Below are 14,028 nucleotides of genomic sequence, written 5' to 3' on the forward strand. Positions count from 1 at the left end.
AGTTGTGTAAAAATAGCCTAATTATTTAGAGTCTTTAACTGGATTCTCAACATTTTTAGCGAACTCATGACATTCACTTTGATCTTTCTTTTGGGCTTAGCCCTCAGTGTTGCAACTCGTTACTACTTGGCCTCTCGCCATATGCGACACATTGCATTGCATCGCGATCAGGTTCCAGCAGAATTTGCCAGCAAAGTAACAATCACCGATCACCACAAAGCAGCCGACTACACCATGACCAAATTACGTCTTGGTTTATTTGAAATCGCCTTATCAGTGGCTATTTTGATTGGCTTCACCCTGCTGGGCGGTCTACAGCAGCTGCATAACTTCACTTTGGATTTATTGGGACCTGGCATCCCACAGCAAATGGCTTTATTGGTTTCAATCAGCCTGATCACAGGCATCATTGATTTGCCATTTTCTTGGCACCGTCAATTTGGCATCGAAGAAAAATTTGGCTTTAACAGAATGACTCTAGCTCTATTCTTCGCAGATATGCTCAAGGGCATTTTGTTGGGTCTTGCCATCGGCTTGCCGCTCTTGTGGGTGGTTCTGACGCTGATGACTGAAGCAGGTCAGTATTGGTGGGTCTGGACTTGGTTTGTATGGGTAGGCTTCAATGCATTGTTGCTGTGGTTATTCCCCACTTTCATTGCCCCTCTATTCAATAAATTTAAACCCTTAGAAGATGGTCCTTTAAAAGATCGCATTGAAGACTTGCTCAAGCGTTGCGACTTCACCAGTCAAGGTCTTTTCATCATGGATGGCAGCAAGCGCAGTGCTCATGGCAACGCTTATTTCACAGGCATGGGCAAGGCCAAACGAATTGTGTTTTTTGATACTTTGATCGAGCGTTTAAACCCGCAAGAAATTGAAGCCGTTTTGGCTCATGAATTAGGACACTTCAAACGCCAACATATTCGTAAGCGTTTGATTCAATCGTTTGCTTTGAGCTTTTTAGTGCTCGCCTTATTGGGATGGATCTCAACCAAAGCTTGGTTCTACTTGAGCCTCGGAATTACTCCAGACATGAACGGTTATAACGCTGGTTTGGCCTTGGCATTGTTCAGCTTGGTCTTACCTGTGTTTGGCTTCTTCTTAACGCCAATCAACAGCATGGGCTCTCGCAAACATGAATATGAGGCTGATGCTTTTGCTGCTGAAAAATCATCAGCGAATGATCTGATCACTGCTTTGGTCAAGTTGTATCAAGACAATGCAGCAACGCTCACACCGGATCCGCTGTATTCAAAGTTTTATGACTCTCACCCACCAGCTCCTTTGCGCATTGCTCATTTGCAAAGCATGGCGGTAAGATAGTTTGATGAAATCATTCAAAGCCCTCCTGGTTGCATCCTATGGTCGACATTATTTGGCCAGAGCAATTGAGGGTGAAGCGGATATCAGTCCACAAGCTTTGTATCAAGTCACCTCCCGCGGCAAACAACATTTGGGTGCGGTTGGCGATATCTTGGAAGTTCAAGAAACTGGGCCTGAGCAAGCGGTCATTGAAAAAATTCTTGAACGTAAAAATCTTTTGTATCGTTCAGATGCTTATAAAAGTAAATCAATAGCCAGCAATGTCGATCAGATCTTGATCGTACTTGCCACTGAACCAGGATTTTCGCCAGACCTTTTAGGTCGCGCAGTGATTGCCGCTGAAACTGCAGGCATCATCCCTCGAATCATTCTCAATAAATGCGATCTGCCTAACAAGTTACCAGCTGCGCGCAAGATGCTTGAGCCTTATATTGCGATGGGATACCCTGTTCACGAAATGTCTGTGAAACACGATCTTGCATCAGTAGAGGCTTTACTACAGCATGTTCAGGGTCGCGTATCAGTATTGGTTGGTCAATCAGGCATGGGCAAGTCCACGCTATTAAATGCATTGATTCCTGATGCGGCAGCTCAAACTCAAGAACATTCGAAGAAGTTAGACAGTGGCAAACACACCACGACTGCTTGTCGTTATTACGATTTACCGCCTGCAAAAGAAAGCACCTCTACCAAGTCTTTTGCTGGCGCACTGATTGATTCACCAGGGTTTCAAGAATTTGGTTTAGCTCATCTCTCAGAGAGTGAGCTTCAACATGCTTTTATTGAGTTCAGACCCTTGCTAGGGAAATGCAAGTTTCATAACTGCAGCCATGGTGATGAGCCTGGCTGCGTTGTTCGATCTGCTGTGGATGCTGGGACTATCTCAGCCCAGCGAGTAGATTTATTTCGTCAATTACGCCATGAATCTCACAACGCAGATGCTATCCAAGCCAAACTGAAATAGTCATCAAAGCAATCAGCGTTAGCCAAAGAATCACTGCTCGCCAAACCAAACCAACAGCAGAACGCAAACTGCGCAAAGAAGCTTCAATGCCTAAATCATAAATAGGTGGCTCCCCTGATTCAGCCATGCGCAAAGCTTCATCACTGTCTGGCTCAGGTAGTGGAGCCCCTAAACGAACTCCTAATGCACCGGCGCCCGCAGCCAAAATGATGGCCTCAAGTTCATTGCTCCATTTACGCAAATGAAAGCGCCAGCCGTAAATCGCGTCTTCAAAATTACCCACAATGGCAAAGCCAATCGCAGTTAAACGCACAGGAATCCAATCAATGATCTGGAATAAACTTCTGGCTGCGCTTCCTAGAGAACTACTTGCCTGCGCAGGCCAACGTTGCGCGGCTAATTCACTTAAGCGATATAAAACCACACCAGCAGGGCCGAAAGGCAACATGAACCAAAAGATTGGTCCAAAGACATGGCGGTGAGCGCCAATGATGGCTTGCTCAAGAGTCAAACGAATCACCTCAGATTCGCTCATGGTTTCAGTGTTAACACCTGCGCCCTGCCACTCAGCAAGCAGTTGTCGTGCAGTATCTAGATCACGCTCAAGTAAGGCTTCATGAATGGCTGTGAATGGATGACTGAATTGTCTAAATCCTAAAAATAAATAAACAATCAGCACACTCCAAATGAACGCCAACATTGGTTGCGTAGCGAGCAAAACAATGTGGATGGCCAAGACCAAAACAACTGGAGGAATCAGCGCAGCCACGCAGGCCAAACGACCACTGCGTTCTGCACCAGTGTCGATATTTTTGACAATGAAATCTAACCAACCATGGGTGATGCGATGAACCCAGTGATTTTTTTCAACTGGCTTGTATTGCTCAGCAATCAGAGCGAAGAGTAGTGAGAAAAATGTCATGCTTTTAAAAAGTGATAAAGATTCCGTAGCATACCCGCAGTTGCTCCCCAAATGAACTTATTTTCATAGGGCATTGCATAAAAACGACGGTAGCCTTGTGGGCTTTCCCACATCCTTTGCTCATGATGATGTGGATTCATCAAATAAGCCATTGGCACCTCAAAAATATCAGCCACCTCAAATTCATCAGGCTGGTAAGAATGTCCTGCATGAATCAAGCTCACCACAGGGGTCACTTGATAGCCTGTGATGGTCAAGTAATGGGGCAATGAACCGAGCACTTCAACTCTGTTAGCTGGCAGTCCAATCTCTTCTTCTGCTTCTCGTAAAGCTGTATCTATGGCTGAAGTGTCTCCTGGGTCCGAGCGCCCTCCAGGAAAACTGATTTGCCCTGGATGATCATGCAAATGGGCCGTTCTTTGTGTGAGGAGGATTTTTAATTCATTCTCATACATGATCAGTGGAATCAATACTGCAGCAGGCGTCAGCTCATTTCCACGACCTGCCTTGACCGACCCCTCTCTGGCCAAGGCCGCCCGATTCTCATCGGTCACCTCAGCTTTCCAATGCTTCTCTTGGGTAAACCTCAAGCGCAATGCATCGGGTTTTAACAAAGCTTGCTCAATCGCAGGCATATGGCTGTCGCGCGACACAATCGGCACTTCTCTTGGGTCGAAAATAGCTTGAGAAGTCCCCGTGGTTTTAGGTGAGCGATCGCTTGAACGTGACATGAGTTCTAGTTTATCTGAAGCCGGATATTTTTTAGTGGCCTAAAAAGCACAAAGGCAGCCTAAGCTGCCTTTGTATAAAAGTTGAAACTGATTACTCAGCCACAACTTCCTTTGTGCGAGCTTGTAGCTTCTCTTTGATACGTGCTGATTTACCAGAACGATCACGCAAGTAGTACAACTTAGCACGACGTACATCACCGCGACGCTTAACTTCAACGCTAGCGATCAATGGTGAGTAAGTTTGGAATGTACGCTCGATACCTTCGCCAGATGAAATCTTGCGAACGATAAAGCTTGAGTTCAAACCACGATTGCGTTTAGCAATCACAACACCTTCGTAAGCCTGCACACGTTTACGAGTACCTTCAACCACGTTAACGTTTACAACAACTGTATCGCCAGGTGCAAACGCAGGTAGCGTTTTGTTGGCTGTTAGACGAGCAATCTCTTCTTGCTCAATTGATTCAATAATGTTCATTACAACTCCTATAGCATCGTACCAACGTTGTATTCCGAATAAACGGACTTGGTAGAGGATGCGGTTTAAAACCCTGTCTTATTTTTGCAAAGAGGCTAAAAAAGCTTCATCTGCAGAACTCAACAAGCCTTGCTGACGTGCCTGAATAATTAAATCAGGTCGTCGCTTTAACGTCAGCTCCAAAGATTGTTTCCGACGGTAATCCGCTATTTTAGCGTGATGTCCGCATAAAAGCACGTCCGGAACCAATAAATTTTCATAATTTTCGGGCCTGGTGTAGTGAAAACAGTCCAAAAGCCCCTCCATAAAGCTATCTTGGGCCACAGAATCAGCATCTCCAAGGGCTCCAGGGATCAAACGGATCACGGCGTCCATCACCGCCATGGCGGGTATTTCACCCCCAGAAACCACAAAATCGCCCAAACTGAGCTCTTCGTCGACGCGGCGCTCCACCAAACGCTGGTCAATGGCCTCGTAACGCCCGCATAAGAGGGTTACAACGCCTAAATCATTAATATATTTGGCTTTTTTCTGAGTAAATTGCTCACCTTGAGGAGATAACAAGATCACCGGGCCTTTTTTGGCCGATTTTTCTTGGTCTTTTGCCACAGCATCCAGGGTGTCCTCAAGGGGCTTTGCCATCATGACCATGCCAGGACCACCGCCATAGGCGCGGTCATCAACAGTTCGTCTAGCGTCTTGCGTGAAGTCTCTTGGGTTCCATGTGTGGATGCTGGCCAAACCCTGCTCAAAAGCTCTGCTCGTGATCCCCCAAGAGGTCAATGCAGAGAACATTTCAGGGAAGATGGTTACAAGGTCAAAACGCATGGCTTCATCATAAAGAAATCACCAGTCCAACTGCCAATCCACAACGATTTGACGTTCTGGATCATTGGCATCTTTGTTGACTGATTTGATGACAGATTCAATGAATGGAATCAAACGATCTTCTTTTTGTCCTTCAAATCGCACACACAAAATAGATTGCGCCCCGTTGTCCATCAGGTCAACAACCAAGCCCAATGTTTGGCCTTGCTCATTGATCACAGGTAAACCAATCAAGTCGACCCAATAGAAACTATCGTCTTCCTCTTCAGGAAAGTCGGCACGACTGACGTAAACAGCCATGCCTTTGATGGCAAGGGCTTGATCACGATCATTGATGTCTTCTAAACCAAGAAGGATTTGCCCACTGTGTTCTTTGGCAGTTTTAACTGCCATAGGTCGTGCTAAGTCCGCCAAGGCTGGGGGCTTAGATAACCAAACAAGCGGCGCTGAGAATAAAGCTAAGGGCTCTTTTGAATAAGGCTTGATTTTCACCAAACCTCTGATCCCTTGAGCGTCGAGCACATGCCCGACAAGAACTAGGTCAGATGGAGAACTCGTTGCAGTACTTTTCATTGCAGTACTCATGAGAGCCTCCATCAACCAAGACTTACTTAGGCCTTAGGAGCACCCTTAAGTAAACGTGCTACTGTTGGTGACAACTGAGCACCAACACCTTGCCAATAAGTCAAACGATCCTGAGCAACACGGAAACCTTGTTCAGATTCCACTGCGCTAGGATTGTAATAACCGATGCGCTCGATAAAGTTCGAGTCACGGCGATTGCGTTTGTCTGTAGCTACGATGCTAAAGAATGGACGATTTTTAGAACCGCCACGTGCGAGTCGAATGACGACCATGTGATTTCCTTACAATGCTGAAATAAACCACGTATTCTATCGCAGAATTGCCCAGAAGACCAAAATTTAAAGGTAAGCATGACTAATTTAAGACCATCGACCCTGTTTTTGACACTCTTGGCCAGTTCCAGCTTATTGTTGGGTGCCTGCGCCCAAGTCATACCGCCCTGTAACGCCGTGAACGCCCCTGCCATCCAAGATGTGCAAGCCAGCCAATGGACCTTGATCAGGTGGCACTACACCAGCCCCAACGATGGGAAAACCCGCCAAAGATCAATCCCATATGGTGAAAATAAGACCCAGCTGAGCCTCAACTTTTCATCTGATGGTAAATCTGTCAGTGGCCACTCTGGCTGTAATCTCTATACAGCTCAAGTTCAGGTGGGGGATAAAGGCTTTGTCATAGAAAAAATAGCCAGCACCCGCAAAGCTTGTGATCCTGCCGCGAGTGACTTGGAATATAAGTTTTTGAGTCATCTGGCTAACTATCGAAGCATGGTACGAGATGGCGATCGACTCTTGATCATGACCCGCGACAATGAAGTGTTGAGTTTTTCACTTAAAAACTAAGGGATTTGATACAGGCGCTTTAACGCTGACCGATTAAATCAATACAATAAGTCCATGCATAAAAACAAACTTCTCTTTTGCGCCTTGGGTCTTTTTTTTCCAGGCACCGGTTTCAATGTCTTTTATCTAAAAGGTCTTGGTAGTCCATGGGCCTGGTTACAAATGGTCAGTTTATTTGCAGGCATCTTGGGCTGGAAATTATTGGGTGCCAGTGAGATGTCCTCTGCCCTCGGTTGGATTCTGGCAGCCGCTGGATTTATTGCACTGGAAGCCAGCTGGCTAACCACCATCGTATTTGGTTTGCGGCCTGATGAAAAATGGGATGCTCAATTCAATGCCAACAGTGGACAAAAAAGTGCATCAGGCTGGTTGGTTATTTTGTGCGTGATCGCTTCTTTGATGATTGGCGCAGCCATTTTGATGATTGGCTTGGCGATTGCCTTCGAGCAACACTTTCTCAGTCAATTTGAGGCTGCTAAAAAGATATCTCAGCAATAGATAAACGAAGGATCAACCCAACTCTTTGATGAGTTCTGGAACTGCTGTGAACAAATCAGCCACCAGGCCATAATCAGCCACACTGAAAATAGCAGCATCAGCATCTTTGTTGATCGCAACGATCACTTTGGAATCTTTCATACCAGCCAAGTGCTGAATCGCTCCTGAAATACCAACAGCAATGTAGAGCTGAGGCGCCACGATTTTTCCAGTTTGCCCTACTTGATAATCGTTCGGAACATAACCAGCATCAACCGCTGCTCTAGAGGCACCCAAAGCAGCCCCCAGCTTGTCAGCTAAAGGCTCAAGCAATTCTTGATACTTTTCTGCAGAGCCCAAACCACGTCCACCAGACACCACCACCTTCGCGGCTGATAACTCTGGACGATCTGACTGGTTAATTTCTTTAGAAACAAATGCAGAAATTGCTGAATCAGCCACTGCAGTAATTTTTTCAATCGAAGCATTACCGCCAGTATTGGCAACTGGATCAAATCCAGTGGTGCGCACAGTGATCACCTTGATAGCATCACGTGATTGAACTGTGGCGATTGCATTACCTGCATAAATGGGTCTCTCAAAAGTATCAGCACTGATCACCTTGGTGATATCAGACACTTGAGCCACATCTAATTTTGCTGCCACTCTTGGCAAAGTATTTTTACCAATCGCTGTGGCTGGTGCCAAGACATGAGAATAAGCAGAGCCTGATGTCAGAGCCAAGATTTGTTCTGCCAAGTTTTCACCCAGCTGATGTTGTAGATGCGGCGCATCCACATGAATGACCTTTGTCACCCCAGACACCAATGATGCTGATTGAGCGGCGGCATCGGCTTGATGCCCAGCAACCAAAACATGCACATCACCACCACATGTAAGAGCTGCTGTAACAGTATTAAGAGTTGCGGCCTTTAAAGAAAGGTTGTCGTGTTCTGCTATTACCAAAATAGTCATTTAGATCACCTTTGCTTCATTTTTAAGTTTATCAACCAATGTTTTGATATCTGGAACCATCACTCCAGCACTCCGTGCTGGAGGCTCCTCCACCTTGAGTGTGGTGATGCGAGGAGTAACATCCACAGATAAATCCTCTGGCTTAAAAATATCTAATGGCTTCTTTTTCGCCTTCATGATGTTAGGCAATGTGACGTAGCGAGGCTCGTTCAAACGTAAATCTGTGGTGATCACAGCAGGCAACTTAATTGAAATAGTTTCTAAACCGCCATCAACCTCACGAGTAACGGTTGCCTTACCATCCGCAAGCTGAACTTTTGAAGCAAAAGTCGCCTGAGAGATATTTAATAAAGCTGCCAACATTTGGCCCGTTTGATTGCTGTCATCGTCAATCGCTTGCTTGCCCAAGATAATTAAATCAGGTTGCTCTTTATCAACGATTGCTTTTAGTAATTTAGCAACTGCCAATGGCTGTAACTCAACATCTGTTTCAACCAAGATACCTCTGTCGGCACCGATGGCCATGGCTGTGCGAATTGTTTCTTGAGATTGAGTTAAGCCACAAGAAACAGCGATGATTTCAGTTGCAAGACCGGCCTCTTTCAGGCGCACAGCTTCTTCAACCGCAATTTCATCAAATGGGTTCATGCTCATTTTGACGTTTGCAATATCAACGCCTGATTGATCAGATTTAACTCGCACTTTGACGTTGTAATCAACGACACGTTTAACAGCCACCAAAATTTTCATAAAAACTCTTATTTTTTATTGTTAACAAAAGTCCAGTCATTTCAAAAATTAAAACTATTTTGAGCTTGCCGACTGGGTTTGCTTAATAACTTGTCTAATGCTCTTATTTTAATATGCCTAAAAAGTTCTTACATCAGAAAGTATTACTTCCAATCAATACCCAAAACACCCTAGCCACAGAAGGACATGGCGCCATCCTTGAAGCTGATAGGAGTATCCTGAATAGAGATTCAGACATTATCAGGAAATTACTGATTGATTAGAGCCCTAAAATACTGTTTTAATGGGGTTCATTAGCCCATAGCCAAAACTCAAAAAAGACATATCCGATTTGAATAACACCACATCACTCACAAATAGATTTTCTAAGCTGATGATCAGCGGTATTGCCGCTACTTTGTTATCGGCCTGCGCCAATCTCAGTGGTGACAGATCCAATCAAGCATCGACATCAAATCAAAGTGGCACTTCGGCAGACAGCATGGGGCAAGCGGAATCAATCAACGCAGATTCTTTGCAAGCCTTTTTAGAACAGGTCTCTAAAAATCATCAAATTCCGCTGAATGATTTAAAGCGTGCTTTTGATGATACAAAAGCTATTCCATCAATCAAAAAACTGGTGATGCCACCCCCTCCAGGCTTTCAAAAGAACTGGAAAGTCTATCGCAGCAGATTTGTTGAACCCAGACGTTTAGCTGCGGGTCAGAAGTTTTGGGCAACTCATCGCTCCTTCATTGAAAAAACTGAAAAAGAAACTGGTGTTCCAGCAGAAATCATCGTATCAATCATTGGCGTTGAAACCATCTATGGCCGCCACATGGGAGGGTTCTCTGTTCGAGACACTCTCAGCACCCTTGGATTCGACTACCCCAATACTCCTAACAAGATAGCCAGAGAAACTCTGTTCAAGAATCAGCTCGAGGATTTAATTTTGCTTTGCTGGGCAGAGAACCGCCAAGCAAAACCATTCAAAACATGTTTGAACCAAACTGGATCCTATGCAGGAGCCATCGGCTTACCTCAGTTCATGCCAGGCAGCATCAGGCGGTTTGCTGTGGACGGCAATAAAGATGGCAAGATCGATTTAAGAAATTCACCAGAAGATGCCATTGCAAGCGTGGCCAACTTCTTAAAAGTACATGGTTGGGTTCAGGATGAGCCGATTTACCTTGAGATTGAAAGCAGCCAGGCTGCCGAAAACAATGCCGCACGTTTAGCTGATGGCGAACCAAAAGCAAAGCTTCAATTAGGTCATCTGGTGAACCAAGGATTATTAAAACAAAGCTCGCTACCTACAAACACACCAAGCTTGATCGTTGACTTACCAAGCCCTGGTAACAATGGTGGCACCGATGTTCGTTATGTGATTGGTCTGCGTAACTTTTTAGCGATCTGCGATTACAACCGCAGCTTCTTTTACGCTCAATCAGTAGCAGAATTTGCTGAAGCTTTAGACGATGTGAGACCGGCGAGCGAGGTTGCTAAAAAAGCAACGAACAAGTCTAAAAATACCAAAAAGACTGCCAAAAAAAGTAACTCTTCTGGCTCATCAAGTAGCAAAGTAACAGCCAAATCAAGCAATAAATCAATCAGCCAATAAGCTAGATATTATTTAAATAAATACTATTTAATTAAGCTGGAAAAACGCCTGTTGATAGATAGCGGTCACCGCGGTCACAGACAATGAATACGATCGTGGCGTTTTCAATTCTCTCCGCAACTCTCAAAGCCACGACCAAAGCCCCTGCTGCTGAAATGCCGCAAAAGATACCCTCTTCCCTTGCCAAGCGACGCGCCATGTCTTCAGCCGCAGCTTGACTCACGTATTCAATGCGATCAACCTTTGCATCAGCATAGATTTTAGGAATGTATTCAGGAGACCACTTACGAATACCAGGTATTTGTGAACCATCTTCCGGTTGAGCTCCGATGATTTGAATATTTGCGTTCTTCTCTTTGAGATAGACTGAAACACCAGTGATTGTTCCAGTGGTGCCCATCGCTGAAATAAAGTGTGTCACCTGACCTTGAGTATCTTCCCAAATCTCAGGGCCAGTTGATTCAATATGAGCCTTGGGATTATCTTTATTGCCAAACTGATCAAGAATTTTCCCCTTGCCATCTTTTTGTAATTGCTCAGCGTAATCTCTCGCATACTCCATGCCGCCTGTGGCCGGAGTCAAGATTAATTCAGCGCCGTAGGCTGCCATACTTTGGCGGCGCTCAATACTTTGATTTTCAGGCATCACCAAAATCATCTTGTAACCCAAGATCGCTGCAACCATGGCCAAAGCAATGCCAGTGTTACCACTGGTTGCTTCAATCAGGGTATCGCCAGGACTGATATCGCCACGCTCTTCTGCACGCATGAACATGGATAAAGCTGGTCGATCTTTGACCGAACCAGCTGGATTATTACCCTCTAACTTGCCCAAAATAACGTTATTTCGTTCTGCATTGCCTGCTCCAGGTATACGCTGTAAACGCACCAATGGTGTATGGCCAACAGTTTGGGCAATGGTCGGATAGTTTGGACGTGAAGTAGACATATGACCCCTATCTTAATGTATTTTGAACAAGGTCATATGCCAATTACTTATAAGCTTATAGGCTTAGGAAGCTTCTCTACCTTTCTGATTATTTTGCTTACCTTCCTTTGTGTCTTCTTTAGCTTTTCTACTTTGCTTCGCTGTTTTTTCTGAACCGGCTTTTTCTGACTTCGCTTTTTTGGCGCCTTCTTTTTCTTTATCAGCGGCTCTTTTAGAAGATGTCTCTTTGGCTTTGCTTGTGGGCTTATCCTTGCCCGCCCCTGCAACAGTTTTATTGTTGATGGTTAAACCATTTTGCATCAAGCGTTCAACAGTTTTTTTTCCAATCCCTTTAACGCGGGTATGAAGATCAGCCGAATCTTTGAATGGGCCATTCTTTTTTCGCTCAAGCAAGATAGCCTTTGCTTTAGATGGCCCCAAGCCACGCACGGACTCTAGTGCCGCTTGATCAGCAGAATTGATTTCCACCTTAGCGAAAGCATGACCGCTCAATAAAAATAGGCCCACAAAAGCTGCCATGATGAAATTGATGATTGGTTGAAATACTTTTAAAAACATTCAGACTCCTTTAAAGAAAAAGCCCCATCGATTGATGGAGCTTTTTCATAACGAGTCGACCAAGCAGTGGTTGACGCTTTTTTAGTGCTTACATGGGCTGCGCAAGAAAATCAGAATTGTCTGACAACCACGTCATGTATTTGCTGACACCCTGCTCAACCGTTAGGAAGTCTTCTTTGTAGCCTGCAGCCCTCAAATTTGTTAAATCAGCTTGGGTGAATGACTGGTACTTGCCTTTCAGGGCCTCTGGGAATGGCACGTACTCAAGCAATCTCTCATCAACCAAATCAGACAAAGATAGTTCGGCGTGTCCATGGATTTTTCTCAACGAGTTGATCACTGATTTGGCCACATCATTGAATGGTTGTGCACGTCCAGTGCCCAAATTAAATATGCCGCTTTTTTCTGGGTGATCATGGAAAAATAAATTCACTTTGACCACATCTTCTACAGAGACAAAGTCTCTCTTTTGCTCACCTTCTTTGTAGCCATCGTATTCACCGAATAATTTAACCAAATTGGCTTCCATGAATTGGTGATAGTGATGGAAAGCCACTGAGGCCATGCGCCCCTTGTGTGATTCTCTAGGGCCATAAACGTTAAAGTACCTAAATCCAACCACTTGAGCAGTGGTGGCTTCATCTTGTAATCGCTGGCGTACAACTTGATCAAATAAGAACTTAGAGTAGCCATAGACATTCAGTGGCTTCTCAAATTGACGATCTTCTTTGAATACATCAGAACCACCATAAGTGGCCGCAGATGAGGCATACAAAAAAGGCACGTGATGTTCGGTGCAAATATCCAATAAATCAATTGAATAACGGTAGTTATTCGCCATCATGTATTGACCATCAGTTTCCATGGTGTCGGAACAAGCACCCTCATGAAACACGGCTGTAACCTTGCCGAAATGACCCTTGGAAAAAGCTGATAAAAATTCAGATTTATCGAAATAATCAGCAATTTCTAAATCAGCCAAATTGCGGTATTTATCAGCTGGGTTTAATTCATCGACAGCAATGATATTTTTAATGCCTCGGGCATTCAAACCTTGAATGATATTTGCGCCAACAAATCCTGCTGCGCCAGTCACAATGTATGTCATTGCAATTCCTCTAATGAAACAGTTGCCGTACCCAATTTACCCACCACAATACCACCAGCCTTATTGGCCAAATTCATGGCCTTACCCGGCGCCCAGCCTGCAGCTAATGCAACCGCCATGGTGGCGATTACTGTATCACCCGCACCAGAGACATCAAAAACTTCCCTAGCTTGAGCCTTGACGTGCTCCACACCATTGGCAGTGAATAAACTCATACCCTCTTCAGAGCGAGTCAAAAGTAAGGCATCCAGCTTTAATGTTTCTCTCAATGATTGTGCTTTTTTCGTCAAATCAGCTTCATCCTTCCAGCGCCCCACGACTTCACGAAGTTCTGAGCGATTAGGCGTGATCATTGATGCTGATTGGTACTTGCTATAGTCATCTCCCTTAGGGTCGACCAGCACAAACTTGCCAGCAGCTTTTGCAGCAGCAATCATTTGGGTGACATGAGTTAATCCGCCCTTACCGTAATCAGAGAAGATCACTGCATCCACTTCATTTAGCAAAGATTTGAAATGTTCCAACTTACTCAATAATGCTTCATGAGTTGGCGCTTTTTCAAAATCCAAACGAATCAACTGTTGTTGACGAGCAACCACTCTTAATTTGACCGTAGTTCTTAAGCTGGGATCGCGCTGCAAATAACTTTTAACACCTTGCTCTTGTAACAAGCGCTCAACCACTTTACCAGGCTCATCATCGCCAACAACACCCAATATTGAAATTTGCGCACCGACACTCGCAGCATTTCTGGCAACGTTTGCAGCACCACCCAAGCGTTCGTCTTCTTTACTCACCAAAACCACTGGCACAGGAGCTTCCGGAGAAATTCTTTCAGTATCTCCAAACCAATAACGATCTAACATGACATCGCCCACAATCAATAAGCGAGCCTTTTTAAATGCTTGAATATCTGATGAAGAAAGTTGAATGTCCAT

The 14,028-nt window shown here is 44.8% G+C and carries 18 protein-coding genes; 5 read left to right on the forward strand and 13 right to left on the reverse strand.

The genetic code is table 11. The features are described 5' to 3' along the window. Positions 1-66 precede the first annotated feature (66 nt). Both ICE88_RS01750 and rsgA read left to right on the forward strand, forming a co-directional pair. Positions 67-1,323 carry a M48 family metallopeptidase gene (locus ICE88_RS01750; protein ID WP_216248760.1) on the forward strand — a complete coding sequence of 419 codons (1,257 nt, stop codon included), beginning with the start codon at positions 67-69 and terminating at the stop codon, positions 1,321-1,323. Positions 1,324-1,327: 4 nt separating this feature from the next. Continuing rightward, positions 1,328-2,287, forward strand: coding sequence for a ribosome small subunit-dependent GTPase A (gene rsgA / locus ICE88_RS01755; protein ID WP_216248762.1), 960 nt, complete (start codon positions 1,328-1,330; stop codon positions 2,285-2,287). Here the strand turns inward: rsgA and ICE88_RS01760 are convergent. From ICE88_RS01760 to rpsP, 6 genes are all read right to left on the reverse strand, one after another. After that, positions 2,265-3,209, reverse strand: coding sequence for a CobD/CbiB family protein (locus ICE88_RS01760; protein ID WP_216248764.1), 945 nt, complete (start codon positions 3,207-3,209; stop codon positions 2,265-2,267). The genes rsgA and ICE88_RS01760 overlap by 23 nt on opposite strands. Further along, positions 3,206-3,940 (reverse strand): CoA pyrophosphatase, encoded by a 735-nt coding sequence (locus ICE88_RS01765; RefSeq protein WP_216248765.1) that lies wholly within the window; start codon positions 3,938-3,940, stop codon positions 3,206-3,208. The genes ICE88_RS01760 and ICE88_RS01765 overlap by 4 nt, the downstream gene beginning before the upstream one ends. Before the next feature lie 91 nt (positions 3,941-4,031). Continuing rightward, the gene (gene rplS, locus ICE88_RS01770; RefSeq protein WP_089515436.1) at positions 4,032-4,418 is read right to left on the reverse strand and encodes a 50S ribosomal protein L19; all 387 of its coding nucleotides are present in this window, start codon (positions 4,416-4,418) and stop codon (positions 4,032-4,034) included. 78 nt (positions 4,419-4,496) lie between these two features. Beyond that, complete coding sequence (trmD, locus tag ICE88_RS01775; protein ID WP_216248767.1) at positions 4,497-5,246, reverse strand: tRNA (guanosine(37)-N1)-methyltransferase TrmD; 750 nt, start codon at positions 5,244-5,246, stop codon at positions 4,497-4,499. An 18-nt stretch (positions 5,247-5,264) separates the two neighbouring features. Next, positions 5,265-5,831 carry a ribosome maturation factor RimM gene (gene rimM / locus ICE88_RS01780; RefSeq protein WP_255535160.1) on the reverse strand — a complete coding sequence of 189 codons (567 nt, stop codon included), beginning with the start codon at positions 5,829-5,831 and terminating at the stop codon, positions 5,265-5,267. A 26-nt stretch (positions 5,832-5,857) separates the two neighbouring features. Continuing rightward, positions 5,858-6,103 carry a 30S ribosomal protein S16 gene (gene rpsP, locus ICE88_RS01785; RefSeq protein ID WP_216248775.1) on the reverse strand — a complete coding sequence of 82 codons (246 nt, stop codon included), beginning with the start codon at positions 6,101-6,103 and terminating at the stop codon, positions 5,858-5,860. Positions 6,104-6,181: 78 nt separating this feature from the next. Between rpsP and ICE88_RS01790 the strand changes: the two genes are divergently transcribed. Both ICE88_RS01790 and ICE88_RS01795 read left to right on the forward strand, forming a co-directional pair. Further along, on the forward strand, positions 6,182-6,673 hold the full coding sequence (locus ICE88_RS01790; RefSeq protein ID WP_216248777.1) for an META domain-containing protein: 492 nt from the start codon (positions 6,182-6,184) through the stop codon (positions 6,671-6,673). 54 nt (positions 6,674-6,727) lie between these two features. After that, positions 6,728-7,171, forward strand: coding sequence for a hypothetical protein (locus ICE88_RS01795; protein WP_216248779.1), 444 nt, complete (start codon positions 6,728-6,730; stop codon positions 7,169-7,171). 12 nt (positions 7,172-7,183) lie between these two features. On the opposite strand, the gene ICE88_RS01800 is transcribed toward ICE88_RS01795, so the two are convergent. The 3 genes from ICE88_RS01800 to ICE88_RS08620 form a co-directional block, all read right to left on the reverse strand. Next, the gene (locus ICE88_RS01800; RefSeq protein WP_216248781.1) at positions 7,184-8,125 is read right to left on the reverse strand and encodes an electron transfer flavoprotein subunit alpha/FixB family protein; all 942 of its coding nucleotides are present in this window, start codon (positions 8,123-8,125) and stop codon (positions 7,184-7,186) included. Then, entirely contained in the window at positions 8,126-8,875 is a 750-nt protein-coding gene (locus ICE88_RS01805; RefSeq protein ID WP_216248783.1) for an electron transfer flavoprotein subunit beta/FixA family protein, read from the reverse strand. A gap of 267 nt (positions 8,876-9,142) precedes the next feature. Continuing rightward, positions 9,143-9,313, reverse strand: coding sequence for a DUF3916 domain-containing protein (locus ICE88_RS08620; RefSeq protein ID WP_223146537.1), 171 nt, complete (start codon positions 9,311-9,313; stop codon positions 9,143-9,145). Here ICE88_RS08620 and mltB point away from each other — a divergent pair. After that, positions 9,249-10,475 carry a lytic murein transglycosylase B gene (mltB, locus tag ICE88_RS01810; protein WP_370624413.1) on the forward strand — a complete coding sequence of 409 codons (1,227 nt, stop codon included), beginning with the start codon at positions 9,249-9,251 and terminating at the stop codon, positions 10,473-10,475. The genes ICE88_RS08620 and mltB overlap by 65 nt on opposite strands. Before the next feature lie 31 nt (positions 10,476-10,506). Here mltB and cysM read toward each other — a convergent pair whose 3' ends face one another. From cysM to rfaE1, 4 genes are all read right to left on the reverse strand, one after another. Continuing rightward, on the reverse strand, positions 10,507-11,424 hold the full coding sequence (cysM, locus tag ICE88_RS01815; protein ID WP_216248788.1) for a cysteine synthase CysM: 918 nt from the start codon (positions 11,422-11,424) through the stop codon (positions 10,507-10,509). Positions 11,425-11,487: 63 nt separating this feature from the next. Further along, positions 11,488-11,982: a ComEA family DNA-binding protein gene (locus tag ICE88_RS01820; protein ID WP_370624414.1), complete on the reverse strand. Its 495-nt coding sequence runs from the start codon at positions 11,980-11,982 to the stop codon at positions 11,488-11,490. 88 nt (positions 11,983-12,070) lie between these two features. Beyond that, positions 12,071-13,090, reverse strand: coding sequence for an ADP-glyceromanno-heptose 6-epimerase (gene rfaD / locus ICE88_RS01825; RefSeq protein ID WP_216248790.1), 1,020 nt, complete (start codon positions 13,088-13,090; stop codon positions 12,071-12,073). Beyond that, the gene (rfaE1, locus tag ICE88_RS01830; RefSeq protein ID WP_216248792.1) at positions 13,087-14,028 is read right to left on the reverse strand and encodes a D-glycero-beta-D-manno-heptose-7-phosphate kinase; all 942 of its coding nucleotides are present in this window, start codon (positions 14,026-14,028) and stop codon (positions 13,087-13,089) included. The genes rfaD and rfaE1 overlap by 4 nt, the downstream gene beginning before the upstream one ends.

Source organism: Polynucleobacter sp. AM-26B4, assembly GCF_018882285.1.
GTDB lineage: Bacteria > Pseudomonadota > Gammaproteobacteria > Burkholderiales > Burkholderiaceae > Polynucleobacter.

Bases quoted from the DNA above. Each gene is read 5' to 3' on its own strand.
- ICE88_RS01750 (WP_216248760.1), top strand. From the start codon at position 67: ATGACATTCACTTTGATCTTTCTTTTGGGCTTAGCCCTCAGTGTTGCA.
- rsgA (WP_216248762.1), top strand. From the start codon at position 1,328: ATGAAATCATTCAAAGCCCTCCTGGTTGCATCCTATGGTCGACATTAT.
- ICE88_RS01760 (WP_216248764.1), bottom strand. From the start codon at position 3,209: ATGACATTTTTCTCACTACTCTTCGCTCTGATTGCTGAGCAATACAAG.
- ICE88_RS01765 (WP_216248765.1), bottom strand. From the start codon at position 3,940: ATGTCACGTTCAAGCGATCGCTCACCTAAAACCACGGGGACTTCTCAA.
- rplS (WP_089515436.1), bottom strand. From the start codon at position 4,418: ATGAACATTATTGAATCAATTGAGCAAGAAGAGATTGCTCGTCTAACA.
- trmD (WP_216248767.1), bottom strand. From the start codon at position 5,246: ATGCGTTTTGACCTTGTAACCATCTTCCCTGAAATGTTCTCTGCATTG.
- rimM (WP_255535160.1), bottom strand. From the start codon at position 5,831: ATGAGTACTGCAATGAAAAGTACTGCAACGAGTTCTCCATCTGACCTA.
- rpsP (WP_216248775.1), bottom strand. From the start codon at position 6,103: ATGGTCGTCATTCGACTCGCACGTGGCGGTTCTAAAAATCGTCCATTC.
- ICE88_RS01790 (WP_216248777.1), top strand. From the start codon at position 6,182: ATGACTAATTTAAGACCATCGACCCTGTTTTTGACACTCTTGGCCAGT.
- ICE88_RS01795 (WP_216248779.1), top strand. From the start codon at position 6,728: ATGCATAAAAACAAACTTCTCTTTTGCGCCTTGGGTCTTTTTTTTCCA.
- ICE88_RS01800 (WP_216248781.1), bottom strand. From the start codon at position 8,125: ATGACTATTTTGGTAATAGCAGAACACGACAACCTTTCTTTAAAGGCC.
- ICE88_RS01805 (WP_216248783.1), bottom strand. From the start codon at position 8,875: ATGAAAATTTTGGTGGCTGTTAAACGTGTCGTTGATTACAACGTCAAA.
- mltB (WP_370624413.1), top strand. From the start codon at position 9,249: ATGATCAGCGGTATTGCCGCTACTTTGTTATCGGCCTGCGCCAATCTC.
- cysM (WP_216248788.1), bottom strand. From the start codon at position 11,424: ATGTCTACTTCACGTCCAAACTATCCGACCATTGCCCAAACTGTTGGC.
- ICE88_RS01820 (WP_370624414.1), bottom strand. From the start codon at position 11,982: ATGTTTTTAAAAGTATTTCAACCAATCATCAATTTCATCATGGCAGCT.
- rfaD (WP_216248790.1), bottom strand. From the start codon at position 13,090: ATGACATACATTGTGACTGGCGCAGCAGGATTTGTTGGCGCAAATATC.
- rfaE1 (WP_216248792.1), bottom strand. From the start codon at position 14,028: ATGGACATTCAACTTTCTTCATCAGATATTCAAGCATTTAAAAAGGCT.